Here is a 25,657-nt window from a genome sequence, read left to right as displayed (position 1 = left end):
CTCTCGGGAGCCGGGCGTTCTCGTCGGGCGGGTGACCACGGTCGCCGTGGCGTCCCCGGAGGGTCGACAACGTAAGGTGTCATCCGATGAATCGAGATCTCGCCATCGACGCGACACGGGGGCTCGCGATCTGGAGCATGATCTCGCTGCACTTTGCCGCAGGTACGCACATCGCCGCGCCCACCCACGCGTACCCCTATGTCGACGGGATGTCGGCGTTCGTCTTGCTGTCGGGGATGGTGTTGGGGCTGGTCTACCGCCGTTGGATCGAACGCATCTCGTTGCGTTTCGCCTATTGGCGACTCACCAAACGACTTGCGGTCCTCTATGTGTGCCAGCTGACGATCGCCCTGATCGCGGTCGCGGCGGCCCTCGAGGGCCATCGCTGGCTCACGCTGCTCCTCCCGGTCGACGGTTGGGGTCAGGGCCTCGGTCTGGCATTGCGCATGCAATACCTGCCGAGCGGCGGCAACATCCTGTTGCTCTACATGGTGCTGATGGCGTCGGCCTATGTCCTCTTCCCCATGTTGATTCGGGGATGGTGGCCGATCGTCCTCGGGGGTTCGGTTGCCCTGTACGTGATCTCGCTGACGTTCTCGCCGGACTGGTTCTATCTGACGGCGACCATGGAGGCACCGCGGATCCAGAACTGGGCGGCGTGGCAGATCATGTTCGTCCCGGCCGTCGTGGTGGGTTGGAAGTGGCGGGATTGGCGGGTTCCCGAGTTCATCGATCGGTGGCTACCGGCGATCGTCGCGGTCGCGATCGGTGTCGCGCTGATCCTCCATTTCGTGGTCGACGCCGGCCCGTGGATGCGATTCGAGCCGGCGATCGCCGACAAGCTGGATTTTCGGCCCGCGCGCGCGATCGGTGCATGGCTCGTGGTCCCGGCGATCTACGGGATCTTCCGCATGCTGCTCCGTTGGTGGCACAAGGACTGGCTGCGACCGCTTGTGATGACCGGCACCCGCAGCCTCGACTCCTATGTGCTGCAGGCCATCGCCCTCGTACTCATACCGATACATGTGGCCCACCGACCATGGGGATCACTGACGACCACCTGCGTGGTACTGACGGTCTTCGGCCTCTGCTGGGCATGGTCGGAGTTCCGGAGTGCCTGTCACATCGACAAACTCCACCGGCTGCCGGTCATCCTCGCGCGGCGGCTCGAGCGACGCAGCCACCACACACATCCACCCACTGTGGCGGCACAAGCCGCCGAGACCGTCGGAGCGCCACCATGACGTCCACAGAATCATCCCACCCGGAACCACTGCGTGGCATCGGCGACCACACGCTGTGTGTCCACGCCGGCAACACGGGGGGCCCGTCGGGCGCCATCCGGACGCCGATCACCATGGCGAACTCCTATCGCCTGCCCGACGACCCGTCCACGATGAACTGGTCCGCGACCGATCGGCCGTTCTACACCCGCAACTCGGGGGACAACCAGATCGCGTTGCAGCGCAAGCTCGCGGCGCTCGACCACGGTGAGGATGCCGTCGCGCTCGCGTCCGGTGTCGCCGCCCTTCACGCGATCTTCTTCACCCACGTCGCGACCGGCGACCACGTTGTGGTGTCGGATACCACGTACGAGGCGACGTGGAAGCTCTGGTCGTCGCTGTTGCCCCGCAAATACGGGATCGAGGCCACCTTCGTCGACGTCACCGATCTCGACGCCGTACGCGCGGCAGTGCGCCCCAGCACCCGATTGCTGATCACCGAGGCCGTCGCCAACCCGACGACGAAGGTGGCCGACATCGCGGCCCTCGCCGACATCGCTCACGGCGCCGGTGCACTTCTGGTGGTGGACTCGACGTTCACCCCGCCGCCGCTGTACCGCCCACTCACCGATGGTGCCGATCTCGTGGCCCACTCGCTCACGAAGTACATCAATGGGCACGGTGACGCGATGGGCGGTGCGGTCATCGGGCGAACCGACCTCGTCGAACCGATCAAGGCCGAGGCGATGGTCGATGTGGGCGGGGTGATCTCACCGTTCAACGCGTGGCTCATCTCGCGCGGATCGATCACCCTCCCTCTGCGACTGGCCCAGCACCAGTCGAATGCGCAACGGTTGGCCGAGTTCCTCGAGGCCGACGAGCGCATCGCGTTCGTCGCCTATCCTGGCCTGCGATCACACCCGCAACACGGGCTCGCCACCCGACAATTCGGCGGCCGTGGCTTCGGCGGAATGATGGCGTTCGCGGTGAACGGCAGCCCCGACGACCAGAATCGTTTCGTCTCCCACCTGCGGGTGATCACCTCTGCGGTCTCCCTCGGCCACGACGAGTCGTTGATCGTGCACGTCGGCGCCGACGGTCCTCGGGTGGCCGCCTACCCGGCCGAGTTCCGGCGCTGGGGGCACCTCCGGTTCTCGGTCGGCCTCGAGGATCACGCCGACCTCGAATCAGACCTCCGTCACGCCTTGGACGCTACCTTCGGTTGACACCGCCTCGGACGTGAGATGTGCTGTCGCACAACGTGAATGCGGGCGACACCCACGTCAGGTAGCCTCGTAGAGAATCCCCCGGCCGATCGCTTCCCGCACGACCGGCAACGCCGCCTCGGCGAGCGCTCCCTCGTCCACCCCGTGAAAGCCGGCGAGCAGGTCGATCAGCGCGCCGAGAGGCACCTGCCCACGACAACCCGCCAGCAGCGCTCGCGACACCTCGTCGACCCCGAGTACGGCACCCGGCCCACCCGGCCGACGGGCGGCCGCCGAGATCTGTTGCCAGCCATCCTCTCCCGGCAATGACTGTTCCTCCAGGAAGATCGGTGCGGTCGACAACCGGGCGCCGAGCAGATGCTCGTCAGACGTGGTCCGGAGGTAGTGGCGCCGGGCCAGGAATGCCTGGGCCTCGGTCCCCGTCACCTCCTCCCCCGCCCCGGTGATCTCCTCGACGACCAGGTCCGGCTCCCCGGCCTCACCACCCTCCCGGCGGCGCATCGTGATGAGTCCCATCCCGATTCCTGCGATACCGGAGTCGTCAAACCAGTCGAGCCACGCCGCGCCGCGTTCGGCGACGGTGTTGGCAGACTCCCCCGCATCGGACAACCAGAGCGAGATGTAGCTGACGGGGTCGGCCAGCTCACGCTGGACGACCCAGGCGTCGAGGCCCGTGCCGGCAAGCCAGCCACGCACCCGGTCCCGCCAGTCCGCATCCTTCGGCACGATCCAGTTCGCCAGGATCTGCGCCGTGCCACCGGGATTCAGGTGATCGGGAATCTGCCTGATCAGGTCGGCGCAGAGTGCATCACCGATCATGCCGGAATCCCGATAGACGTAATCCTGGCCGCCTGCACCGACGACGAACGGCGGGTTGGAGACGATCAGATCGAACCGCTCGCCCGCCACCGGCTCGAACAGGCTGCCCGACCGCAGCTCCCAGCGCATACCGTTGAGTCGTGCGGTGGCACCGGCGAGCGCGAGGGCTCGCTCATTGGTGTCGGTGGCCACGATCTCGTCACAATGGGTGCCCAGGTGCAACGCCTGGATACCGCAACCGGTCCCGATGTCGAGCGCGCGGCGCACCGGGGTGCGGATCACCGCACGCGCCAATGACACCGATGCGCCACCGATCCCGAGCACGTGTGCACGGTCGACCGGCCCCGACCTCATCACCGCATCCTGGTCCGATACGACCAGGTACTCGCGGACGTCGTCGGCGTGGGGCCGGATGTCGAGCGTCGCGCGGATCATCTCGGCGCCGAACCTGGCCAACACACCGTTGGCGATCAGCGCATCGATCCCCGCGGTGGGAAACGCTTGTGCAACCGCCGCTTCCGTTTCATCGGCACCCAGGAGGAAGAGCCTGATCACCGTGGCGAGTCGGGACGAGTCCTCCTGCGCCCGCCGGGTGGCGTGCAGCGCAGGCCACCAGATCCCCCGGCCGAGAGCCTCGTTCGCTTCCTCACCCAGCAGATCGGCCACGCCGTCGGCGCTGTAGCCCGCCGATCGCAGGTCGACACCCAGCGCATCGATCACCGCGTCGTCGGCCAGCGGCTGCGCCGCGCTCATCCGACCTTCCGATACTTCTTGTGCATCGCCTGCTTCGAGACACCGAGCACAGTGCCGATCTCGGCCCACGACAGACCCGCATGGCGCGCACGTCCAACCGCGACCTCTTCCTCGCGGGCTATGTCGCGGCGGAGCGCGGCCACCCGCGCCAGTTCCTCGATCGGCGTATCGCCGTCGTCGCTGTCGATTCCGGTCTTCATCCGTCCAGGGTGCCGAGTATCTGTCGATTCGTCAACTCTGGTTGACATGCTTGGTTAAATGCCCCACAACCATGTTGTGCACAACTTAAATGCGCTACTGTCGGACGGGTGACCTCCGTCCGGCTCGACGACCAGCTCTGCTTCGCCCTCTACACGGCATCCCGTGCGGTGATCGCGGCGCAGCGGCCCGGCCTGCGCGAACTCGGACTGACATATCCGCAGTACCTCGCGATGCTCGTGCTCTGGGAAGAAGACGAGATCTCGATCGGCCGACTGTGTCGGCGACTCCACCTCGACTCCGGGACGGTGTCACCGCTCGTCCGACGACTCGAGACGCTCGGCTACCTGACCCGGCGCAGATCCGACGACGACGAGCGATCGGTCACCGTGGCCCTCACCCCCGACGGGATAGCCCTGGGCGGGCAGGCGGATTGCGTCTACGAATCCCTCGTGTCGGCGATCGCCGATGCCGCCGCGGAGGAATCCGGTGGACGAGATCCGGGCCCAGCGGGATCGGGCCCGGCGGGATCGGGCCCAGCGGGATCGGACACCGACGTCTCGTTCGACCCCGCGGCACTCATCGCGCTCCGCACCACCCTGCACGAACTCACCGACGAGTTGCGCCGACACCTCGACGCGCCCGCATCACCGAAAGGAATCACATCATGAAGGCGATCTACACGGCAGAGGCACTGGCGACCGGCGATGGTCGTAACGGACATGCCCGGACCTCCGACGGCAAGCTCGACGTCGACCTCGACATGCCGAAGGAACTCGGCGGCTCCGGGGTCGGCACGAACCCCGAGCAGCTCTTCGCGGCCGGGTATGCCGCCTGCTTTCACAGCGCCCTGCGACTCGTGGCCGGCCAGGCAGGCGCGGATGTGACCGATTCTGCTGTCGGAGCCCGGGTTTCGCTCGGTTCCACCGAATCGGGCGGTTTCGGGCTCGCGGTCGAGCTCGAGGTGTCACTCCCGTCGGTCGATGATGCAACAGCGAAGTCGCTGGTCGACAAGGCCCACGAGGTGTGCCCGTACTCCAATGCGACACGCGGCAACATCGACGTCGCACTCTCACTCGCCGATGACTGACGCACACCGCGTCGCCGGCCTGACGCTTGGTGTCATCCTCACCACGGCGGGCGTAGGACACATGACGTTCCAGCGCAAGGAGTTCCAGGCTCAGGTGCCGGACTTCGTCCCCCTCGGCGCGGATGCCACCGTGCTCGCCTCCGGCGTCGCCGAGATCGGGCTCGGACTCGGGCTCGTCGGACTACCGAAACAGCGTCGCACGCTGGGCGCCCTGACTGCGGCGTTCTTCGTCGCGGTGTTCCCGGGCAACATCCATCAGTACCGCAACAAGATCGATGCGTTCGGTCTGGACTCGGATCGCAAACGTCTCATCCGGTTGTTCGGCCAGCCCGCGCTCGTCGCATTGGCCCTGTACGCCCGCGGCTGAGTCCGACGGCGGCGCCCTGCTCGAACATCAGCGGGGTGCCGCCGTCGTCCGTCTGACCACCAGTTCGGGCGTGTGCCGGTAGACAAGCCGCGGGGCGGTGAGCCGGTCCATGCGCTGGATGAGGAACTTCGCCGCCTGCGCACCGACGGTGAAGTTCCCGTTGTCGATGGAGGTCAGCGAGATGTGGCGCAGGCCGGCCAGCTGCGTGTTGTCGTAGCCCAGGAGCGCCAGGTCACCCGGCACCGAGATGCCTCGGTCGTCGGCCGCCGACATCGCACCCAGGCAGGTCATGTCGTTGAAGCCGAAGATCGCGGTGGGTGGTGCAGCGGAGTCGAGTAGTCGCGCGGCCGCCGCATGTCCCCCGTCCTCGGTCATGCCGCCGTAGTCCACCATCACGGACTCGACCGCCGCACCCGACGCGGCGATGGTCTCCTCGAATCCCTGCCGACGGAGCGACCCGACCAAGCCCGGCCCCTGGATGTGCGCAAGTCGGCGATGCCCCAGCGCAAGAAGGTGTTCGGTGGCCAGCCTCGCGCCGACGAGATCGTCATCGACCGCGACGTCCACGGTTGGGAGATCCGGCTCGAGGGTGCCGGCGAGCACCACCGGCATCGACTGCGCCGCCCGCTCGACATCGACACGTGCGTCGGTCGTACCGACCACCACCAGACCATCCACCTGCCGGGACAGCAATGTCTCCACGGTGTCGCGGCCGACCTGGTGGTCGAGTCGACTGTCCACCAGGATCGGCGCGAGATCGACCGCGTCCAGTGTCGTCGCCAGGCCTTCGATCAGACTGACGTACCACGGGTTCCGCAGGTCGTTGATCACCACACCGACGGTGCCGCTACGGGCCTCGGACAGTCCTCGCGCGATGGAGTTCGGCCGGTAGCCGAGTTCGGCCATCGCCGCGCGCACCCGCTCCCGACGTTCCTCGCTGACATTCGGTTCGTCGCGCACCACCCTCGACACCACGGACTTCGACACGCCCGCGTGAGCGGCAACGTCGCGGATCGTCGCCGCTCGTCGACCGCCGACGGCGGCAGCACCGCCATCGGGATTCACTTCGTCAACACTCACAATCGTCATCCTATTGCCCTGGTGATCTGCACCACGTATGGTGACTGGGACCGGTCCCATACTTGTCCCAATCGCTGGTCCCACTCTCCCACAGTTCGCCGGTTTCCGACAGAAGGAGCGCACTCGAATGGTCCGCATGGCGTTGATCGGCGCAGGGTTCATCGGCTCGGTCCATGCCGAGAACCTCGCCGCGCATCCGGGTGTCGAGTTCGTCGGCGTCTACGACGTCGACGCCGCTCGCTCCACCGACCTCGCCACCCGGAACCTCACTCGGGCAATCGATCTCGATGCTGCCTTCGCCCCATCAGAAGTCGACGCGGTGTTGATCGCCTCATCGACCGACACACATGCCGATCACCTCCGACGCGCCGCGACGTCCGGACTGGCCGTTCTCTGCGAGAAGCCGATCGATCTCGATCTGCACCATGCGATCGACGTCGTCGGCGAGGTGGGGACCACCGGACGCCCGATGATGGTCGACTTCAACCGGCGCTTCGACCGTGACTACGCGGAACTCCATCACGCGGTACGCGCCGGCGAGATCGGCACCGTCGAACTCGTCCAGATGACCACCCGAGGTCCGGTCCTGCCACCGTTGGACTACGTCGCCGTCTCCGGCGGTCAGATGAGGGATCAGACCGTGCACTTCTTCGACCTCGCGCGCTGGATCACCGGAGAGGACCCCGTGTCGGTGTTCGCGGCAGGATCGGTGTTCACCGACCCCCGGATGACCGAGCTCGGCGACGTCGACACGTCGGCGGTGATCCTGCGCATGCCCACCGGGACACTGGTGCAGATCGACAGCACGCGCCGCATCGGCTACGGATACGACGAACGCATCGAGGTCCTCGGCTCCACCGGGATGATCGAGGCCGGACGGCAGCGAGTCGGGTCGGTCACCCGTTATCGGGCAGGGAGCCTCGTCACCGACGGCATGCATCCCGGCTGGTTCGAGCGCGTCGCCCCGACCTATCGCAGCGCGCTCGACCACTTCGTCTCCGCGCTCGATTCCGGCACCCCCATCGGCCCGACCCTGCCCGAGGCCCTCGCGGCCCAGGCGATCGCCGAGGCCGCCACCAGGTCTCTGCGCTCGGGCGGCCCCGAGACCATCACATATCCGGCACTGTCTACCGCCACCATCTGAAACATCTGAAGGGACAACACAAGTGAGCAACATCATCGTCGGTTCTGCGCCCGATTCCTGGGGCGTCTGGTTCCCCGAGGATCCCCAGCAGACCCCCTACACCCGATTCCTCGACGAGGTCGCCGCATCCGGCTACGAATGGATCGAACTCGGCCCCTTCGGCTATCTGCCGACCGACCCGCAACAGCTCCGCGACGAACTCGGCGAGCGCGGCCTGAAGTTGTCTGCGGGCACCGTCTTCGAGCACCTCCACCAAGACGATTCCTGGGATGCCGTGTGGTCTCAGATCGAGGACGTCGCCGAGCTCACCGCAGCCGTAGGCGGAAAGCATGTGGTGGTGATCCCGGAGATGTGGCGCGACCCGGCGACCGGTGTTGTCCTCGAGGATCGCCACCTCACCGACGACCAATGGCTCGCCAAGACCCGGGGCATGAACGAACTCGGCAAGGCCATGTTCGAGAAGTACGGTGTGCGCGCCCAGTACCACCCGCACGCGGACAGCCACGTGGACACCGAGCCGAACATCTATCGGTTCCTCGAGAACACCGACGGCGAGTTCGTCAACTTGTGCCTGGACACCGGGCACGTGAGCTACTGCGGCGGCGACAATCTCGCCATCATCCGCAAGCACCCCGAGCGCCTCGGCTATCTACATCTCAAGCAGGTCGACGAGGCCGTGCGGGCCAAGGTCGCCGCCGACGACCTGCCGTTCGGTGAGGCGGTCCGTCTCGGCGCGATGACCGAACCGCCGCGCGGCATCCCGGAGATGCCACCGCTGCTCGACGCCGTCGCCGACCTCGACGTCGACATCTTCGCGATCGTCGAACAGGACATGTACCCGTGCGCCCCCGACGCCCCGCTGCCGATCGCCCAGCGCACCGCGCGCTACCTCGGTTCCTGTGGCGTGCCTGCCGTCCGTTTCAGCTGACACCCGACGCCTCACCGAGGAAGGTCCCGCCATGAAGGTCGCGCTCGACCCCACCCCGTTCCACCACAGCCACTCGCTGCTCGAATTGCCCGGCGTCGTGGCCGATCTCGGCTACGACCACCTCCAGCTGACGCCGCACGCGGACATGATCCCGTTCTTCAACCACCCCAAGGCCGACGACGACCTGGTCGCGAAGTTCCGCACGGCCTGCGCGGATGCAGGTGTCGGGATCGCGTCGGTACTACCGGTCTTGCGGTGGTCCGGTCCGGATGAGGACGCTCGCGAAGCCGCCGTCCGGTACTGGAAGCGCGCCATCCAGATCACCATCGACCTGGGCGTCAACGTGATGAACACCGAGTTCTCCGGGCGCCCGGAGAAGCCGGAGGAATCCGAGCGAGCCTTCTTCCGCTCGATGGAGGAACTGGTACCGATCATCGAGCGTGAGGGCATCGATGTCCGGATCGATCCGCATCCCGACGATTTCGTCGAGGACGGTTTGGCCGCCATCCGGATGATCCGCGGGATCAACTCGAAGAATTTCGGCCTCGTCTATGTGGCATGCCACTCCTTTCACATGGGTGGCAACATGGCCGAGATCATGACCGCCGCCGGCGACATGCTGCGATTGGTCCACGTCGCCGACACCATGGATCACCATGCGTCACATGGTCTTCGGTACATCACCAATCCGCCCGGCAACGCGGTCCGGGTGCACCAGCACCTGAAGATCGGTGACGGTGACGTGAACTGGGAGGAGTTCTTCGGCACACTCGGGGCGATCGGCTTCTACGACCGTGACGACACGGTCATGGTGTCCAGTGTCTTCGCGGAGAACGAGAACGCGAGTGACGTCTCGCGGTATCAGCTGGCAACCATGACCGACTACGTCGACAAGTACCGGAGCTGACGTGCCAGGGCACCTGCCGGCACCCCGAACGCTCGACCCGTCGACGGCGCCCTCACTCGGCTGGGGAATCATGGGCCCGGGCTGGATCGCGCAGCGCTTCGTCGGGGCGCTGCACAAGCACACCGGTCAGCGGGTCGTCGCGGTCGGGTCACGTTCGGCCGATCGCGCCGACGAGTTCGCCAGGCGCATGGGCATTCCCAGCGCACGCGCCGGTTACGCTGCGCTCCTCGACGATCCGGATGTCGACATCGTCTACGTCAGCACGCCACATCCGCAGCATCACCGGTGTGCGCTGGACGCGATCGCGGCCGGCAAGCACGTCCTCATCGAGAAGCCTGCCGGGATCAACGCCGCACAGGCGCGCGAGGTCTTCGCGGCGGCCCGCGCAGCCGAGGTGTTCGCGGGCGAGGCGATGTGGACGAGGTTCCTGCCGAAATTCGATGTGATCCGCCAACTCCTGGACGACGGGGCACTCGGGACACTGCGCACCGTGGCCGCCGATCACGGCGAGTACTTCACCGCCGCCCACCGGATCTACGATCCGGCACTCGCGGGCGGCCCGATGCTGGACCTGGGCACCTACCCGGTTGCTTTCGCCCAGTGGGCCCTCGGTGAGGTCCATACCGTGTCCGCGATCGGTGTCGGCGCGAATCACGAACTCAACGGCCAGATCGCGGCGGCCCTGGGACACCGCGACGGCGGCCAGTCCCTCGTCTCGACGACGATCCTGGCCGACACCCCGACCACCGCATCCGTCGCGGGTGAGGACGGGTACCTGGAGCTGGCCGGGCCGTTCTACCAGCCGGGGCCATTCCGGCTGGTGCCGCGGACCGGTGAACCGCTGATCCATGAGGAGGAGCCGGCATCCCATGAGGACGGGCTGCACTTCTCGGCCGCCGATGCGGCGCGACGGATCGCCGACGGCGCCGTCGACTCCGCCATCCATCCGGCTGCGGACGTGGTCGCGACCCTCGAGGTGATGGACCGCATCCGCGCGGAGACAGGGATCGTGTTCCCGGGCGAGTGAGGGCCATGCCGCCGTCGCCGACCGGGCACACGCCCTGCCCATCGTGCGTGCACTTCCCGCCCATCGTGCGTGAACCCGCCGACATCGCCATCCGCCGCAGCGCTGTATGCAGGAGGACTTGTCGATCGGGCACCCCCTGTGCGTACCGTGGGGTATGTCCACGTGGTTGATCGTCGCGATCCTGGTCACCGTCTGGGTGACGATTGCCGTCGTCGTCGCACTCGTCGTGGGCCGCATGCTCCGTCTGCGAGACGTCAACGAGAAGCGCGACGAGCAGAAGGAGACGACGTCCGACGACACGAGGCGCCAGGACCGTGGATGAGTGGTGCGGGTCCTGCAGACGTTCTTGAATCACGTATCCGCAGCTCAGCAGCTCGAGCGAACAATGACGCAAGCCCAAGTAGCCGAACAACCTACGCCACGAAGGGAACGTCACATGGCACCGACTGGTGACCCGATGGACCGCGACGATCTGCACTACGCCGCGCTCGAGAACGAAGTCGACCAAGTCAAGTCGCTGCTCGCTCTCGGGGTATCACCGGATGTCCGCGACAAGGCGGACTGGACGCCCTCCACTTCGCGGCGCAAGATGACGCTCTGGATGCCGCGAGAGTGCTTGTCGAAGCAGGTGCCGACGTGAATGCCAAGGATGAGCACGGCAACGACCCGCTAAGTAACGCTGTCCTCAACAACCCGGCTGGTACGGATCGGTGTTTCCCAATCATCACGTTCCTGTTGGCGTCAGGTACCGGACCCGAAACAACCCAACACCGTGATGCGGGCCGACTTTCCTGCGCAAAACTCGACCTCTACCCCTGTCGACCTGCTGGTGCGCGAGGCGGGACTTGAACCCGCACGTCCTGAGACACTGGAACCTAAATCCAGCGCGTCTGCCAATTCCGCCACTCGCGCGTGTCGCCGGCCACACCGGCGCCTGCGTCAGAGTACCGCCCGCGAACCGATCATCGCTGGCCAGGTACCGTCGACGGTATGGAATCGGGTTCCTCCACCCCCAGGCGCCGGCACCGTCCGGCACTCATCGTCCTGGTGATCGTCGCGGCACTGGCGTGTCTCGCGCTGGCGTGGTGGCAGTGGGACCGGTACGAGTCCGCGTCGGGCACCGCCCAGAATCTCGGATACGCCCTGCAGTGGCCGGCGTTCGCCGTCGCCGTCATCTGGGCCTATCGTCGCTTCGTCGTCCTGGAAAGTGATCCGGAGGAGAAGGCCAAGATCGCACCCGGAGCCAAGGGGGCCACCGAGATCCCCGCGGGCCTCCTGCCCGAGCGGCCCACCACCCCGAGCGCGTCGTCGCTGTCGTCGGCTCCGTCGGAGCACGACGATTCCGCGCTGGCCGAATACAACGCATATCTGACCGAACTCGGTCGGTCAGACGAATCTCTGTCGAGCAGTGAGGAACATCGCAGGTGACCGAAACAACCAGCACAACCACCGGCACCCCCGTGGAGAAGGTCCGACCGGCGTTGCTGCGCTACCGCGTCCTCGCCTGGATCACGGGCCTGTGGTTGCTCTTGCTGGTCGCCGAGCTGATCCTCAAGTACGGATTCGGTGTCGACGCGCTCGACTTCGTGCCGATCGTGCACGGCTGGGTCTACTTCGTCTACCTCATCGTCACCATCGATCTGGCGATCAAGGTGCGCTGGCCGCTCGGCAAGATCGTCGTCACAGCGATCGCGGGCACCATCCCGTTCCTGTCCTTCTACTTCGAGCACATCCGCACGAAGGAAGTGAAGGCGCAGTACCGCCTCTGACGCTCACGACGGGCACGGTGTACCCGATCGGCGAGGTGTTCACGGGCTGATCGACAGCTCGTGGTGCGGTCGTCGGCACGGGTTCACCCCGGTCCGACCACATTGAGCGGGTGCGCATCGTGCAGCTCGCCAACTTCTATGGGGCCCGGTCGGGTGGACTGCGCACCGCGATCGACCGGTGGGGTGCCGGGTACGTGGCCGACGGTCATGAAGTGATCCTGGTGGTCCCCGGCGTCGACGACCACGCCGAGACCCTCCCCAGTGGGGTCCGGCGTATCTCGGTGAGCGCGCCCCGACTCCCGTTCTCGGGCGGTTACCGTGTCGCACCGGCCAGGCGGGTGGCCGACATCCTCGGTCATCTCGGACCCGACGCGCTCGAGGTGTCCGATCGCCTCACCCTTCGCGGTTTCGGCCGATGGGCGCGCAGGCGCGACATTCACTCGACCATGGTGTCGCACGAGCGGCTCGACCGACTGCTCGCGATGACCATGCCTCACGCGGTGGCGCGCGCACTCGCCGACGAGGCCAACCGACGGACCGCCGCCTCCTTCGACACCGTGGTGTGCACCACGGGTTTCGCGGCCGCCGAGTTCGATCGCATCGGCGCCACCAACGTCGAGCACGCTCCCCTCGGCGTCGACCTCGACGTCTTCGACCCACGCCACGCCGATCCCGCCGTCGGCGCCCGGTTCGCCGACCACACGACCACATTGATCACCCATTGCGGGCGCCTGTCTCCGGAGAAGCGGGCCGATCGCAGCATCGCGGCGATCGCGCGGTTGCACGAGGCACGCCGCAAGGTGCATCTCGTCGTCGCGGGCGACGGGCCTCGACGACCCGCATTGCAGCGAGCGGCGCGCGACCTACCGGTCACGTTCCTGGGGCATGTCGCCGACCGCGGTCAGATCGCCGCCCTGCTCGCCACCACCGAGATCTCCCTGGCACCCGGCCCCCACGAGACCTTCTGCCTGTCGGCACTCGAGTCCCTGGCATCGGGGACACCGGTGGTCGCTTCGACGTCGTCGGCGGTGGCGGGCATGGTCGACGCGAGTTGTGGTGCGCTGGCGGCCAATTCGCCCGAAGCATTTGCCGACGCCATCGAGCAGGTGCTGGCCCTGCCACGGCCCGAGCGCGAATCGGCTGCCCGGCAGCGGGCCTCCGGATACCGCTGGCCCGACTCGATCGCCCGCATGTTGGCCGTCCACCGAGGCTGACGGCCGACGTTCTGTCAGCGCGCGGCGAGCTCCCGGAGCGCCGGAACCAGCTGCGCCAGGGCCTTCCCGCGATGGCTGAGCGCGTCTTTGTCCGCGCCCGACAACTCACCCGATGAACGCCCCTGTGCGAGTTCGTCGTCCGGCACGAACAACGGGTCGTAGCCGAAGCCGTTGTCCCCGCGCGGCGCCCGCAACATCGTGCCCCGCCATTCACCGCGCGTGACAGTCTGCTCCCCCGACGGCTCGACCAGTGCGCATGCCGACACGAATGCCGCCCCACGACGATCGTCGGGAACGTCGTGGATCTGCGCCAGAAGAAGATCGTTGTTGGCCTGGTCGTCGCCGTGGCGGCCACACCAGCGTGCCGACAAGACACCCGGCATTCCGTTCAACGCATCCACTGCCAGACCGGAATCGTCTGCAAGACAGGTAAATCCGGTTGCTCGTGCACCAGCCACTGCCTTGATGAGCGCATTCTCCTCGAAGGTCGCACCGGTTTCGGGCTCTTCCGGGTACTCGGGCACGGCATCGAGGCCGACAATGTCGATTCCGGTGATCCCCGCGGCATCCAACACGCGCCGGAGTTCGGCCAGTTTCTTGGCGTTACGGCTGGCGACGAGGACGGTCGTCATTGCTTCGAACCGGGCAGCTCGCCAGGGTACGGCTGCGCCAAGACCTCGCGCTGCGCCGCGAAGAGCTGCTCCGTCCCGAGCATCGCCACGTCGAGCAGTTTGTCCAGGGTGGCGCGCGGGAACGTCGCGCCCTCACCCGTCCCCTGCACCTCCACGAGGGTGCCCGCGTCGGTGGCGACCACATTCATGTCGACCTCCGCGCGCGAATCCTCTTCGTAGGGAAGGTCGAGCCGGACGCGACCGTCGACGACACCCACGCTCACTGCCGCGATCATGCACGACAACGGCTGGGGATCCTTGAGTCGCTCGGCGGCACCCAGCCAAGTGACGGCGTCGGCGAGTGCCACGTAGGCGCCGGTGATCGCCGCTGTGCGGGTCCCCCCGTCGGCCTGCAGGACGTCGCAGTCGATGGCGATGGTGTTCTCGCCCAGCGCCGCCAGGTCGATGCAGGCGCGCAACGAGCGCCCGACGAGCCGGCTGATCTCGTGGGTCCGCCCGCCGATCTTGCCCTTCACCGATTCGCGACGAGAACGCTCGTGCGTCGATGACGGGAGCATCGCGTACTCGGCGGTGAGCCAGCCCAGCCCCGAACCACGACGCCAGGGCGGCACGCCTTCGGTCACGCTGGCCGTGCACATCACGCGGGTCTGGCCGAACTCGACGAGCACGGAGCCCGCCGGATGGCTCGTGAACCCGCGGGTGAAGGTGATCGGTCGCAGTTCGTCGTCGGTCCTGCCGTCAGCTCGTGTCGTCACGATCCCAACTGTAACTATCCGTCTGACGGGCGATCGATCGGCCTGCCGGGCGGAGGAGGTCCTCAGGGGACGAGATCGAAAACCTGTCCGGGCCGTACCAGGTCGACCGGTCCGGAGAACGTCGAGCGTGCCTCGCTCAGGATGGCCTCCGCGTCGAACCACGGCGCGAGATGGGTCAATGCCAGTGACCGCACGCCGGCCTTGGTGGCGATCTGACCGGCCTCATACCCGGAGAGATGCAGGTTGGGCGGTCGCTCGTCCGGTGCATGGGTCCAGGTCGCCTCGCACAGGAAGATGTCGGCACCGGCGGCCACGTCGACGACCTCGTCGCACATCGCGGTGTCGCCGCTGTAGGCGATCACCTGCCCGTCGGGTCCGGTGAGGCGCATTCCGAAGGTCTCGGGCGGATGGTTGACCTTCGTCGGGACGATCTCCACACCGTCCAACAACTCCGGGACACCGTCCTGCCACTCGACGATGTCGAAGGTGTCCGAGATGTCGTCGATGTCACCAGGGATCTCCGCGGACGCCGCGCCCACCCGCAACGCGGTACCGGGCGGTCCGTACAGCCGGGCGCGGCACGGCGCCGGGCACGGCGCATACCGCCGCCACACCAGCATCGCGGGTAGGTCGAGGCAGTGGTCGGCATGCAGATGGCTGAGGACGACGTCGACATCGACGGGATCGACCACCTTCTGCAGCTCGCCGAGGACGCCGGGACCGCAGTCGATCAGCACCGGACGGCGGCCTTCGGTCGACAGCAGATATCCGGAGCATGCGGCGCCAGGGCCGCCCACACTTCCGGAACATCCGAGGACCGTCAGACGCATATGCCCTACTGTGCCACGCTGTCGTCGGATAGTGACCAGGTACGGGTCACAACTGGCCAACGACTGTTCAGAAGAGCGATGCGGCGATCAGAGATGCTGTACCTGACCGATCGCCGGACCGAGGAAACGGCTGGACAGGCGGGCGAAGAACTCGGGATCGCCGGTGGACCGGAACTCCCGGACGGCCTCACGGTCGGAGTGCGGGTGCAGATGATCGCGCTCCGTCAGCACCCGGAACAGATCCTTCGCCGTCTCCTCCGCGCTGGACACCAGGGTGACCTGATCGCCCATCGCCAACTGGATGACGCCGGACAGCAACGGATAGTGCGTACATCCCAGCACGACCGTGTCGACGTCGGCCTCCTGAAGGGGTTCGAGGTAGCCCTGCGCGAGACCGAGGATCTGCCTGCCGCTGGTGATGCCCCGTTCGACGAAGTCGACGAACCGCGGGCAGGCCACCGCGGTGATCTCCGCGTCCCGGGCCGCGGCGAACGAATCCTGGTAGGCGCGTGAGGCGATGGTCGCCTCGGTGCCGATCACTCCGATACGTCCGGTCTTGGTCGCCACCACCGCACGGCGGACCGCGGGGAGGATCACCTCGACGACCGGGATCGGCGCATATCGCTCACGGGCATCGCGCAGACACGCCGCCGAGGCCGTATTGCAGGCGATCACAATTGCTTTCACGCCTCGTTCGGCGAGGTCGTCGCCGATGGTGAGGGCGTGTCGCCGGATGTCGGGGATCGCGAGCGGGCCATACGGGCCGTTGGCGGTGTCACCGATGTAGATGACGTCCTCGTCGGGCAGGAGATCGATGATCGCGCGCGCCACCGTCAATCCGCCGACGCCGGAGTCGAAGATGCCGATGGGAGCCGTCGGATCAGCCGGCCCGGCTACGGCGTGGGCGCGCCCGTCGCCGTTGTTGTTCGCCGTTATGACGACACCCCCGGGAACTGCGGCGTGCCGGCCTTGACCTTGCGACGGCGGTCCCGGTCGGCGAGGAACCAGGCGGCGAGCACCCCTCCGAGAGCACCGAACAGGTGCCCCTGCCAGGAGACGCCCGGATTACCAGGCAGCACGCCCCACAGGATCGACCCGTAGACCAGGAAAAGGACGGCTCCGGCGAGTATCTGCCACAGATCCCTGTTGAACAGTCCACGGATGAGCAGGTACGTCAGCCAGCCGAAGATGATCCCGGATGCGCCCACCGTCGGCGTGTACGCCGGCCCGAACAGCCACACGCCCACCCCGGAGACCACCCAGACGATCAGCGTGACGAGGACGAAACGCCTCGTCAGCAACAGCAGGAATCCGAGGATGAGCCCGGGGATGAGATTCCCGATGAGATGCGCCCAGTCGACATGCAGAAACGGCGCCCAGACGATGCCGTCGAGGCCGTCGACCTGACGGGGCACGATACCGGCGTCGTCGAGCCGATAATCGGTCGCCGCATCGATCGCCTCGATCACGAACAGCAGCACGGCGATCGCGGCCATGATCAGCGCCGAACGCTGCCAGAGGGGGCGCGGCGTGGGCCGTGCGGGTGCCGGATTGGCTGTCATCTACGTCCTCGTCGGTGGTGGTCTCGATACGTCGACTCGCACCCTCGCCGACTACTCGGCCAACGGTTGGGGCCCGTCGGCCTGCGGTGGGGCCAGTCGAGTCCAGACCGGCGGGGTCATGCCCAGAGCTGACCTTCGAGCGCCTGCTCTGCCTGCTCCAGGCTACCTTCGTAGGCTCCGGTGCTCAGATACTTCCACCCCGCGTCGGGGATGACCAGGCCGATGTCGGCGCGTTGGCCGTTCTTCATCGCACCCCGGCCGACTCCGCGTGCGGCCTGCAGGATCGCTCCGGTGGAGATCCCGGCGAAGATCCCCTCGGCGTCGATGAGCTCGCGTACCCGGGCGACGGCGTCGACGCCCTGGACGGAGAACCGCCGGGTCAGCACCGAGTCGTCATAGAGCTCGGGCACAAAGCCCTCGTCGATGTTGCGCAGGCCGTAGACCTCGTCGCCGTAACGCGGCTCGGCGGCGACGATCTCGATGTCGGGGTTCTGCTCACGCAGATAGCGGCCGACACCCATGAGGGTGCCCGTGGTGCCGAGCCCCGCCACGAAGTGGGTGATCTCCGGCAGATCCTCGAACAGCTCCGGCCCGGTTCCCTCGTAGTGGGCGAGCATGTTGGCCTCGTTGCCGTACTGGTAGAGCATCACCCAGTCGGGATGCTCGGCCGCGAGATCTTTCGCCATCGCGACCGCGGTATTGGAACCGCCGGCCGCAGGCGACGAGATCACCTGCGCGCCAAACATCTTCAACAGCGACCGGCGTTCCTCCGAGGTGTTCTCGGGCATGACGCAGATCAGCTGATAACCCTTCAGCTTGGCAGCCATCGCCAAACTGATCCCGGTGTTGCCGCTGGTCGGTTCGAGGATGATCGATCCGGGCGCCAACAACCCGTCACGCTCGGCCTGCTCGATCATCCGCAACGCGGGACGGTCCTTGATGGAACCGGTCGGATTACGGTCCTCGAGTTTGGCCCACAGGCGCACATGCGGACCGTCGGCTGTCCCGTCCCAGCGCGGCGAGAGTCGCTGCAGACCGATCAGGGGCGTGTGCCCCACCGAGTCGATGAGCGACGTGTAGCGGGCCACCGAGACCTATCCGCCCGCGACGGCGGGAAGGATCGTCACATCGTCGCCGTCGCCGATCGTCGTGTCGAGGCCGCCGGAGAACCGCACGTCCTCGTCGTTGACATAGATGTTGACGAAACGGTGCAACTTGCCGTCGGCGACGAGGCGTTCCTTGATCCCGGGGTTGGCCGACTCGAGATTGTCGATGACCTCGGAGAGGGTCGCCCCGGACGCCTCCACACGCTTCTCACCACCCGTGTGCGTACGCAGGATGGTCGGGATGGACACGGTTACCGCCATGGGGTCAGCTCCTGATCTCTATCGGCTCTTCGGTCACCACACCATCGACGATGCGATAGCTGCGGATCTCCGCGTTGTCGGCGTCCCGGGTGGACACCAGCACGTAATGGGCGTTCGGTTCGCTCGCATACGAGATGTCGGTGCGGCTCGGGTAGGCCTCGGTCGCGGTGTGCGAGTGATAGATCACCACCGGCTCCTCGTCGAGGCGATCCATCTCCCGCCACACCTTCAGCTGCTCACCCGAATCGAAACGGTAGAAGGTCGGGGAACGCTCGGCGTTGACCATCGCGACAAACCGTTCGGGTCGATCGGACCCCTCGGGCCCGGCGATGATCCCGCACGCCTCGTCCGGATGATCGGCCCGAGCGTGCGCCACCATCGCATCGACCAACCCCTGACCGATCGTCAGCACTTCGTCCCACCTCTCGTCACGCTCGGCGACAACGTCGGCCCGGCCGTCGCTATTCCGGGCCCGCACCCGACCCAGGTCACACGAACCGTGCGGCCCAACGCAAATGTCGGTGTGCGGAGCTGCATCGATCTCAGTCGGTCGCTCGACATGCGGATGGCAACACGTCGCGGAAGGTCGGCAGCCCCGCCACCGGGGTCGCGGCCAGCACCGCACCGACGATCGCCCGCGCCACCACGTCCGCCGCGGCCCGGCAGACCTCGGCCAGCAACGCCACGCCAGGGTTCATGCCAACCGGAACGTCCGGCTGATCGGGAAGAACCGCGCCCGTCGACACCGCGAAGACGGTGTCCCCGTCCAGCGGGGAATGTGCAGGCACAATCGATCGCGCGATGCCGTCGTGACCGACCATCGCGACCCGACGGGTCGACGCCGGGTCCAGGACCGCGTCGGTGGCCACCACCCCGATGGTCGTGTTGAGCACCGTCTGCTTGGCGACCAGGTCGGCATGGTCGGCGACATCACGCTCCGACGGTCGCCGTAGACCCAGCCGCTGAAGATCGGTATCTGTTGCCGCCCAAGGCAATCCTGTCGCCTTGTCGATCACCGAACCGACCGGGTTGACCACCATGAGAGCACCGACCGTCACCCCGGCGGCCGGCCCGTTCTCGATCAGGATCGACGCCGTCCCCACACCGCCCTTGAGGGCCCCGGCCCGCGCCCCCGCACCCGCACCGACGCTGCCCACCTCGAGATCGACCGTCGCCGAGGACAACGCGGCCCGACCGAACGCGGCGTCCGGTCGGTTCTCCCACGAACCCACCGGGAGGTCGAAGATCACCGCGCCCGGCACGATCGGCACCACGTGACCCAGGTCGTCCATTCGCAGGCCGACCCCCGCGGACTCCAGACCCGACATCACCCCGTCGGCGGCCGCCAGTCCGTACGCACTGCCACCGGCGAGCACGATGGCGTTCGCGGTCTGGACGCTGTTCACGGGATCGAGCAGATCGGTCTCCCGAGTACCCGGTCCGCCGCCGCGCACGTCCACCGCACAGACCGCGTTCGGGCGGGATATCCGAATGACCGTGACGCCCGTCGCCCAGCCGCTGCCCTCGCGGCCGGCGTCGGGGTCGGCGAGCACCGCATCCGGATCGATCCGGTGGTGATGACCGACCTCGATACCTGCGACGTCGGTGATCCGGTCACCCGACGGGGCGATCACGGCAACGATTCCACGAGGAGTTCCTGCATCACCGTGAGCCAGTGGTAGACATCGAGATGGGCCGCGTGTGGATGGTCCGGGGGCAGCTGGTCCGGGGTGTCCTCGGAGATGCCGAGCATCGCGCCGAGCGCGAGCCGGACGTCGTTCAGTGCCGTCAGCCACTCCATCGCCTGATCCTCGGTGAGGGCCAGGTCGCCGCCGCCGGGCGGCAGCGTGTCGAGCACCACCTGTGCGGCCGCCATCTTCGCGTCGATGATGTGGGGCTCGTGAACACTTCGGAGCGCACCGTTGACGTCACCGTTGACGACGTCGGCGGTCAGTTCCTGATCTTGATCCGGCCGGTGGAAGTCGGGCAGCAGACGTCCGAGGGTGGCGTCGCCGGGTGCGGCGGAGTGTCCGGTACGGATACCGGTGAGGTCGGAGAGCTCGTCGCGGGGCGCGGTGGATTCGCGTTCCGAGAGCAACTCCCTCAGCGACGTCACCATCGACACCAGCAGTTCGACCTCGTGCACGTCGAGGTTGGAGCAGATACGCATCGAGGGGCCACGGCCCTTGCGCTTCCAGGTACGCACGTGTTGCCAGGTCCCCGCTCAGGCATCCCGCTGCATGGTCGCCCACAGACCCGCCGCATGCAGCTTCCGGACGTCGGACTCCACCTTGTCGCGGGCACCCGCCGACACCACGGCCTTGCCCTCGTTGTGGACCTGCATCATGAGCTGGTTGGCCCGGGACTCGGAGTATCCGAAGATCTTCTGGAACACAAAGGTGACATACCTCATGAGGTTGACCGGATCGTCCCAGACGATCGTCACCCAGGGCCGGTCGAGAGCGGTCGCGCCGTCGGCGACACCGGGTTCGGCAACTGCGGTACCACCGGGGGTGGATTCCCCGTCGCTTCGCTCGCCGAGGAATTTCCCGTCGCTACGCTCGCCGAGCAATCTCCCGTCGCTACGCTCGCCGAGGAATTTCCCGTCGCTACGCTCGCCGAGCCTTCTCCCGTCGCTTCGCCCGCCCGGGGTAGCCTCGTGCGCACGAGTTTCGTCAGGCGCCATAGGACCAAGGGTAAGCGATTGTGACCATCGACAACACCGCGCTGCTGACCGATCAGTACGAACTGACCATGGTCTCGGCCGCGTTGCACCACCCTGTCGCGCACCGTCCGTGCGTGTTCGAGGTGTTCGCGAGGCGGCTGCCCGACGGCCGCCGCTACGGCGTGGTGGCAGGTACGGGGCGGCTCTTGGACGAGCTCGCCGGATTCCGCTTCGGCGGCGACGAGCTCGCGGTGGTGAGCCGGTTCCTCGATGCCGACACCGTCGACTGGCTACGCGATTACCGGTTCTCCGGGGACATCGACGGTTACCGCGAGGGCGAACTCTATTTCCCGGGGTCTCCGATCCTGACCGTCCGCGCGAGCTTCGCCGAGGGCGTCCTGCTCGAGACGCTGGTCCTCTCGATCCTCAACCATGACAGCGCGATCGCCTCCGCAGCGGCCCGGATGGTCAGCGCCGCAGCGTCACGCCCGATCATCGAGATGGGATCCCGCCGTACGCATGAGCGGGCCGCGGTGTCGAGCGCCCGCGCCGCCTATCTGGCCGGTGTCGCCGCGACCTCCAATCTCGAGGCGGCCCGCACCTACGGGGTGCCGAGTGCCGGCACCGCCGCACATGCCTTCACCCTCGGCTTCGCCGGAGCGGACGGACCCGATGAGAAGGCGGCATTCGCGGCCCAGATCGCGGTCCTCGGGACCGGCACCACCCTCTTGGTCGACACCTACGACATCACCCAGGGCGTCCGGAATGCGATCGAGGTCGCAGGCCCCGAACTCGGCGGCGTCCGGATCGACTCCGGCGATCTCGGTGTTCTCGCCCGCCAGGTCCGCGAACAACTCGACGACCTCGGTGCGACCGACACCAAGATCGTCGTCTCGGGCGACCTCGACGAGTACGCCATCGCGTCGCTGCGCGCCGAGCCGGTGGACACCTACGGCGTCGGCACCGCGCTGGTCACCGGCAGCGGGGCCCCCACCGCAGGCATGATCTACAAGCTCGTGGAGGTCGACGGGATTCCGGTCGCCAAGCGCTCGAGCCACAAGGAGTCCAAGGGCGGGGCCAAATCCGCGATGCGAGCGGCTCGTCCCAGCGGCACCATCGTCGAGGAGATCGTCTATCGCGCGACCGACGATCCGCCGCCGACCGACGGCCTGTCCGTTCGGCCACTACAGATCCCGCTGGTGCGGGGAGGCGATCGGTTGGACGGTCTGCCCTCGCTCGGCGACGGCCGCACCCATCTCGGCGACGCACTGGTGAGTCTCCCGTGGGAGGGCCTCGGCCTGTCGCACGGCGACCCGGCAGTGCCCACCCGCTACCTGCTCGATTAGGAGTCGCGATGTCCGATCACGAACCCAAGGACCATGCGCTGATCGTCGTCGACGTGCAGAACGACTTCTGCGAGGGTGGCGCGCTCGGAGTCAACGGTGGTGCAGCGGTCGCCGCAGCACTCGAGACGATCATGCACGACTACCGCACCGTCGTCGCGACACGCGACTATCACATCGACCCTGGCGATCATTTCTCCGATGAACCCGACTTCGTCGACTCGTGGCCGCCGCACTGCCGGGTCGGCACGGACGGCGTCTGGTTCCACCCCTCGTTCGACGCATCGGTCGCCCAGGAGGTCTTCTCGAAGGGGCACTACAGCGCCGCGTACTCCGGATTCGAGGGGTCCGCCGACGACGGCACCTCCCTGGCGGATTGGCTGCGCGATCACGGGATCACACACGTCGACATCGTCGGGATCGCGACCGATCACTGCGTACGCGCGACGGCGCTCGATGCCGTGAAAGAGGGGTTCGAGACTCGTGTCCTGTTGAACTTCACCGCAGCCGTCGCCGCCGCCACGGCGTCGAAAGCGCTTTCCGAGATGAGCTCGGCAGGAATCGATCTCACGGGCGATCTGCTGTACGACGGTTCCGCACACATCGAATGACGCGGTCCCGCATCACTGCGCACCACACGGCGTCGAGCGCAACGGCCCCGACCGGATGAGCGCCATCCCATCGGTCACCGCCCTGCTCGACACCGCGGTCACCGCCCTCGGCGGCAGCCGCCGTGACGGTCAGGTCCGGATGGCCTCGGCAGTCGCCCACGCCATCGACACCGGGGAACATCTGGCGGTCCAGGCGGGCACCGGTACGGGCAAGTCGCTCGCCTACCTCGTCCCGGCGATCCGACACGCCGTCGAATCCGGTCGAACGGTGGTGGTGTCGACCGCGACGATCGCACTGCAACGCCAGCTCATCGAGCGCGACCTGCCCCGCCTGGCACCGGCACTCACCGGCTCCCTACACCGGGAGCCGACCTTCGCGATCCTCAAGGGTCGAGGAAACTATCTGTGCCTCAACAAGATCCACAGTGGGACCGCAGAGGAGCCGGCCACCGAACTCTTCGACGCGTTCGAACTGTCGCGCACCGGCCGGGAGGTCACCCGCCTCCGCGAGTGGACGTCGGACACCGAGACGGGCGACCGCGACGACCTCTCCCCCGGTGTGTCCGATCGCTCGTGGCGTCAGGTGAGTGTGACGGCACGCGAATGTCTCGGCGCTGCCAACTGCAGCTACGCCGAGGACTGTTTCGCAGAACGATCCCGCCGCGCAGCCGGGCAGGTCGACGTCATCGTCACCAATCACGCGCTGCTCGCGATCGACGCGATGAGCCCGGCCAGCATTCTGCCCGAACACGACGTGGTGGTGATCGACGAGGCACACGAGCTCGTCGATCGCATCACCTCGGTGTCCACCGCCGAGATCTCCGGCGCCGGGATCACCCTGGTCGCGCGACGCTGCGGCAAGCTCATCGACGACGAGACCACTGATGCATTGCTGGGTGCAGGCGAGAACCTCGACGGCCTGCTCGCCGAATCGCCTGCCCGCGAGTGGATCCGGTTGCCGTCCGGCATGGCAGAGGCCCTTGCCGGGTTGCGTGATCGTCTGTGGCAGGCCCGCAATGCGATCGGGCCGGTCCGGATGCCCGGCGCAGGCGACGATTCGGCCGCCGCCCGCTCGGCGGCCCTCACATCACTCGAGGACACCCACGACACCGTGGTACGCCTCCTCGGCGCGTTCGACTCGCCCGACGAGGCGAAGCGGCGCGACGTGGTGTGGGTGGCACACGACAAGGTCGGACAGGACACCCGTGCAGTGCTCCGTATCGCGCCCCTGTCGGTCGGTGGTCTGCTGCGGGCGTCGCTGTTCGCCAAGGCGACGGTCATCCTGACGTCTGCCACGCTGACCGTCGGTGGCAATTTCGATGCGCTCGCCGCGACCTGGGGTCTGCCCGCCGCCGGCCGCCGTGACACCGACGGCGCCGACCCGTCGACCGAGGTGCCGACCGGCGACATCGACGCCATGGCGATCGGAAAGACCGCACCCGCCGACGACGCGCCGCCACGCTGGACCGGCCTCGACGCGGGCTCACCGTTCGACTACCGAAAGGCGGCCATCCTCTACGTCGCGCGCCACCTGCCGCGACCGGGCCGGGACGCGATCGCCGATGTGACGCTCGACGAGCTCGCCGGTCTCGTCGACGCGGCAGGTGGACGCACCCTCGGGCTGTTCTCCTCGATGCGCGCGGCGCGGGAGGCCGCGGAAGCCATCCGGGGACGCACCCATCACCCGGTGCTCTGCCAGGGCGAGGACACCACCTCCGCCTTGGTCCGCAGGTTCGCCGACGATCCCGAGACGTGCCTGTTCGGGACCCTGTCGCTCTGGCAGGGTGTCGACGTCCCCGGGCCGTCGTGCAGCCTGGTGGTCATCGACCGTGTCCCGTTCCCCCGGCCCGACGATCCCCTGCTCACCGCGCGCCAACGCGCCGTGGAGGCTCGGGGAGGCAACGGATTCCTCACGGTCGCGGCCAATCACGCCGCTCTGCTGCTCGCCCAGGGCGCCGGGCGACTGCTGCGCTCCACGGATGATCGCGGTGTCGTCGCCGTTCTGGACTCCCGTTTGGCGACGGCCGGATACGGTGGGTATCTGCTTGCGTCGTTGCCGCCGTTCTGGCGTACGACCGATGGTGATCTGGTGCGTTCTGCGTTGGGCAGACTGGCCGCGATCCCCTACGGTTGAGAACGGCAGCGAT

General features: G+C 67.3%; 32 protein-coding genes and 1 tRNA gene. 18 read left to right on the top strand and 15 right to left on the bottom strand.

Features of this window, described 5'->3' with window-relative positions:
• The first annotated feature begins 86 nt into the window (after positions 1-86).
• Positions 87-1,244: an OpgC domain-containing protein gene (gene opgC / locus IDF66_RS18510; protein WP_190268120.1), complete on the top strand. Its 1,158-nt coding sequence runs from the start codon at positions 87-89 to the stop codon at positions 1,242-1,244.
• On the top strand, positions 1,241-2,449 hold the full coding sequence (locus IDF66_RS18505) for a trans-sulfuration enzyme family protein (RefSeq protein ID WP_190268119.1): 1,209 nt from the start codon (positions 1,241-1,243) through the stop codon (positions 2,447-2,449). The genes opgC and IDF66_RS18505 overlap by 4 nt, the downstream gene beginning before the upstream one ends.
• Positions 2,450-2,506: 57 nt before the next feature.
• Here IDF66_RS18505 and IDF66_RS18500 read toward each other — a convergent pair whose 3' ends face one another.
• Positions 2,507-4,021 carry a DUF7782 domain-containing protein gene (locus IDF66_RS18500; protein ID WP_190268118.1) on the bottom strand — a complete coding sequence of 505 codons (1,515 nt, stop codon included), beginning with the start codon at positions 4,019-4,021 and terminating at the stop codon, positions 2,507-2,509.
• The gene (locus IDF66_RS18495) at positions 4,018-4,221 is read right to left on the bottom strand and encodes a hypothetical protein (RefSeq protein WP_190268117.1); all 204 of its coding nucleotides are present in this window, start codon (positions 4,219-4,221) and stop codon (positions 4,018-4,020) included. Before IDF66_RS18495 ends, IDF66_RS18500 begins: the two co-directional genes overlap by 4 nt.
• 108 nt (positions 4,222-4,329) lie before the next feature.
• Here IDF66_RS18495 and IDF66_RS18490 point away from each other — a divergent pair, with 108 nt between their 5' ends.
• From IDF66_RS18490 to IDF66_RS18480, 3 genes are read left to right on the top strand one after another with little or no spacing between them, the layout of a single operon-like run.
• Positions 4,330-4,890, top strand: coding sequence for a MarR family winged helix-turn-helix transcriptional regulator (locus tag IDF66_RS18490; protein ID WP_190268116.1), 561 nt, complete (start codon positions 4,330-4,332; stop codon positions 4,888-4,890).
• Entirely contained in the window at positions 4,887-5,309 is a 423-nt protein-coding gene (locus tag IDF66_RS18485) for an organic hydroperoxide resistance protein (RefSeq protein WP_190268115.1), read from the top strand. Before IDF66_RS18490 ends, IDF66_RS18485 begins: the two co-directional genes overlap by 4 nt.
• Positions 5,302-5,676, top strand: coding sequence for a DoxX family protein (locus IDF66_RS18480; RefSeq protein WP_190268114.1), 375 nt, complete (start codon positions 5,302-5,304; stop codon positions 5,674-5,676). Before IDF66_RS18485 ends, IDF66_RS18480 begins: the two co-directional genes overlap by 8 nt.
• A 27-nt stretch (positions 5,677-5,703) precedes the next feature.
• Here IDF66_RS18480 and IDF66_RS18475 read toward each other — a convergent pair whose 3' ends face one another.
• The gene (locus IDF66_RS18475) at positions 5,704-6,756 is read right to left on the bottom strand and encodes a LacI family DNA-binding transcriptional regulator (protein WP_317628763.1); all 1,053 of its coding nucleotides are present in this window, start codon (positions 6,754-6,756) and stop codon (positions 5,704-5,706) included.
• Positions 6,757-6,892: 136 nt separating this feature from the next.
• On the opposite strand from IDF66_RS18475, the gene IDF66_RS18470 reads away from it, so the two are divergent.
• The 7 genes from IDF66_RS18470 to IDF66_RS24150 all read left to right on the top strand — a co-directional run bounded on the left by IDF66_RS18470 (position 6,893) and on the right by IDF66_RS24150 (position 11,611).
• The gene (locus IDF66_RS18470; RefSeq protein ID WP_223309855.1) at positions 6,893-7,900 is read left to right on the top strand and encodes a Gfo/Idh/MocA family protein; all 1,008 of its coding nucleotides are present in this window, start codon (positions 6,893-6,895) and stop codon (positions 7,898-7,900) included.
• 22 nt (positions 7,901-7,922) lie between these two features.
• On the top strand, positions 7,923-8,828 hold the full coding sequence (locus tag IDF66_RS18465) for a sugar phosphate isomerase/epimerase family protein (RefSeq protein WP_164306579.1): 906 nt from the start codon (positions 7,923-7,925) through the stop codon (positions 8,826-8,828).
• Positions 8,829-8,859: 31 nt separating this feature from the next.
• Positions 8,860-9,735 carry a sugar phosphate isomerase/epimerase family protein gene (locus tag IDF66_RS18460; RefSeq protein WP_190268111.1) on the top strand — a complete coding sequence of 292 codons (876 nt, stop codon included), beginning with the start codon at positions 8,860-8,862 and terminating at the stop codon, positions 9,733-9,735.
• Between the two features lies 1 nt (position 9,736).
• Positions 9,737-10,762 (top strand): Gfo/Idh/MocA family protein, encoded by a 1,026-nt coding sequence (locus tag IDF66_RS18455; protein WP_190268110.1) that lies wholly within the window; start codon positions 9,737-9,739, stop codon positions 10,760-10,762.
• Positions 10,763-10,916: 154 nt separating this feature from the next.
• Positions 10,917-11,084, top strand: a complete 168-nt coding sequence (locus IDF66_RS18450; protein WP_190268109.1) for a hypothetical protein — start codon at positions 10,917-10,919, stop codon at positions 11,082-11,084.
• Positions 11,085-11,198: 114 nt separating this feature from the next.
• The gene (locus IDF66_RS23875; protein ID WP_223309854.1) at positions 11,199-11,402 is read left to right on the top strand and encodes an ankyrin repeat domain-containing protein; all 204 of its coding nucleotides are present in this window, start codon (positions 11,199-11,201) and stop codon (positions 11,400-11,402) included.
• Positions 11,324-11,611, top strand: coding sequence for an ankyrin repeat domain-containing protein (locus IDF66_RS24150; RefSeq protein WP_223309882.1), 288 nt, complete (start codon positions 11,324-11,326; stop codon positions 11,609-11,611). The genes IDF66_RS23875 and IDF66_RS24150 overlap by 79 nt, the downstream gene beginning before the upstream one ends.
• Here IDF66_RS24150 and IDF66_RS18440 read toward each other — a convergent pair.
• Positions 11,590-11,674: transfer RNA gene (locus tag IDF66_RS18440), tRNA-Leu, on the bottom strand. The two genes, IDF66_RS24150 and IDF66_RS18440, sit on opposite strands and share 22 nt — an antisense overlap.
• 78 nt (positions 11,675-11,752) lie before the next feature.
• Between IDF66_RS18440 and IDF66_RS18435 the strand changes: the two genes are divergently transcribed.
• From IDF66_RS18435 to IDF66_RS18425, 3 genes are all read left to right on the top strand, one after another.
• Entirely contained in the window at positions 11,753-12,190 is a 438-nt protein-coding gene (locus tag IDF66_RS18435; protein WP_164306575.1) for a transcriptional regulator, read from the top strand.
• Positions 12,187-12,531: a DUF3817 domain-containing protein gene (locus tag IDF66_RS18430; protein ID WP_164306574.1), complete on the top strand. Its 345-nt coding sequence runs from the start codon at positions 12,187-12,189 to the stop codon at positions 12,529-12,531. The genes IDF66_RS18435 and IDF66_RS18430 overlap by 4 nt, the downstream gene beginning before the upstream one ends.
• A gap of 110 nt (positions 12,532-12,641) precedes the next feature.
• On the top strand, positions 12,642-13,745 hold the full coding sequence (locus IDF66_RS18425; RefSeq protein WP_190268108.1) for a glycosyltransferase: 1,104 nt from the start codon (positions 12,642-12,644) through the stop codon (positions 13,743-13,745).
• 14 nt (positions 13,746-13,759) lie between these two features.
• On the opposite strand, the gene rdgB is transcribed toward IDF66_RS18425, so the two are convergent.
• From rdgB to clpS, 11 genes are all read right to left on the bottom strand, one after another.
• Positions 13,760-14,377: an RdgB/HAM1 family non-canonical purine NTP pyrophosphatase gene (gene rdgB, locus IDF66_RS18420; RefSeq protein ID WP_190268107.1), complete on the bottom strand. Its 618-nt coding sequence runs from the start codon at positions 14,375-14,377 to the stop codon at positions 13,760-13,762.
• Entirely contained in the window at positions 14,374-15,132 is a 759-nt protein-coding gene (rph, locus tag IDF66_RS18415; RefSeq protein WP_190268106.1) for a ribonuclease PH, read from the bottom strand. Before rph ends, rdgB begins: the two co-directional genes overlap by 4 nt.
• Before the next feature lie 62 nt (positions 15,133-15,194).
• Positions 15,195-15,962 carry a cyclic nucleotide-degrading phosphodiesterase gene (locus IDF66_RS18410; RefSeq protein WP_164306570.1) on the bottom strand — a complete coding sequence of 256 codons (768 nt, stop codon included), beginning with the start codon at positions 15,960-15,962 and terminating at the stop codon, positions 15,195-15,197.
• 87 nt (positions 15,963-16,049) lie between these two features.
• A complete protein-coding gene (gene murI / locus IDF66_RS18405; protein WP_387999724.1) occupies positions 16,050-16,898 on the bottom strand; it encodes a glutamate racemase in 849 nt (282 codons plus the stop codon).
• Complete coding sequence (locus IDF66_RS18400) at positions 16,895-17,524, bottom strand: rhomboid family intramembrane serine protease (RefSeq protein ID WP_190268105.1); 630 nt, start codon at positions 17,522-17,524, stop codon at positions 16,895-16,897. Before IDF66_RS18400 ends, murI begins: the two co-directional genes overlap by 4 nt.
• 116 nt (positions 17,525-17,640) lie before the next feature.
• The gene (locus IDF66_RS18395; protein ID WP_190268104.1) at positions 17,641-18,612 is read right to left on the bottom strand and encodes a PLP-dependent cysteine synthase family protein; all 972 of its coding nucleotides are present in this window, start codon (positions 18,610-18,612) and stop codon (positions 17,641-17,643) included.
• 6 nt (positions 18,613-18,618) lie between these two features.
• On the bottom strand, positions 18,619-18,891 hold the full coding sequence (locus IDF66_RS18390) for a MoaD/ThiS family protein (RefSeq protein WP_164306567.1): 273 nt from the start codon (positions 18,889-18,891) through the stop codon (positions 18,619-18,621).
• A gap of 4 nt (positions 18,892-18,895) precedes the next feature.
• Positions 18,896-19,303, bottom strand: a complete 408-nt coding sequence (locus IDF66_RS18385; RefSeq protein WP_317628789.1) for a M67 family metallopeptidase — start codon at positions 19,301-19,303, stop codon at positions 18,896-18,898.
• 130 nt (positions 19,304-19,433) lie between these two features.
• Positions 19,434-20,525: a P1 family peptidase gene (locus IDF66_RS18380; protein WP_317628762.1), complete on the bottom strand. Its 1,092-nt coding sequence runs from the start codon at positions 20,523-20,525 to the stop codon at positions 19,434-19,436.
• Positions 20,522-21,097, bottom strand: coding sequence for an oxidative stress transcriptional regulator AosR (gene aosR, locus IDF66_RS18375; RefSeq protein ID WP_164306565.1), 576 nt, complete (start codon positions 21,095-21,097; stop codon positions 20,522-20,524). The genes IDF66_RS18380 and aosR overlap by 4 nt, the downstream gene beginning before the upstream one ends.
• 18 nt (positions 21,098-21,115) lie before the next feature.
• Positions 21,116-21,463, bottom strand: coding sequence for an ATP-dependent Clp protease adapter ClpS (clpS, locus tag IDF66_RS18370; protein WP_223309877.1), 348 nt, complete (start codon positions 21,461-21,463; stop codon positions 21,116-21,118).
• 134 nt (positions 21,464-21,597) lie between these two features.
• Between clpS and IDF66_RS18365 the strand changes: the two genes are divergently transcribed.
• From IDF66_RS18365 to IDF66_RS18355, 3 genes are read left to right on the top strand one after another with little or no spacing between them, the layout of a single operon-like run.
• On the top strand, positions 21,598-22,902 hold the full coding sequence (locus IDF66_RS18365) for a nicotinate phosphoribosyltransferase (RefSeq protein WP_190268102.1): 1,305 nt from the start codon (positions 21,598-21,600) through the stop codon (positions 22,900-22,902).
• 8 nt (positions 22,903-22,910) lie between these two features.
• A complete protein-coding gene (locus tag IDF66_RS18360; protein ID WP_164306563.1) occupies positions 22,911-23,510 on the top strand; it encodes an isochorismatase family protein in 600 nt (199 codons plus the stop codon).
• Between the two features lie 55 nt (positions 23,511-23,565).
• Positions 23,566-25,644 (top strand): ATP-dependent DNA helicase, encoded by a 2,079-nt coding sequence (locus tag IDF66_RS18355; protein WP_164306562.1) that lies wholly within the window; start codon positions 23,566-23,568, stop codon positions 25,642-25,644.
• The last annotated feature ends 13 nt before the right edge of the window (positions 25,645-25,657 follow it).

The organism is Gordonia hankookensis (assembly GCF_014673215.1).
In the GTDB taxonomy this organism is placed as follows: domain Bacteria; phylum Actinomycetota; class Actinomycetes; order Mycobacteriales; family Mycobacteriaceae; genus Gordonia; species Gordonia hankookensis.
This window is presented reverse-complemented; position numbering and strand designations above follow the sequence as displayed.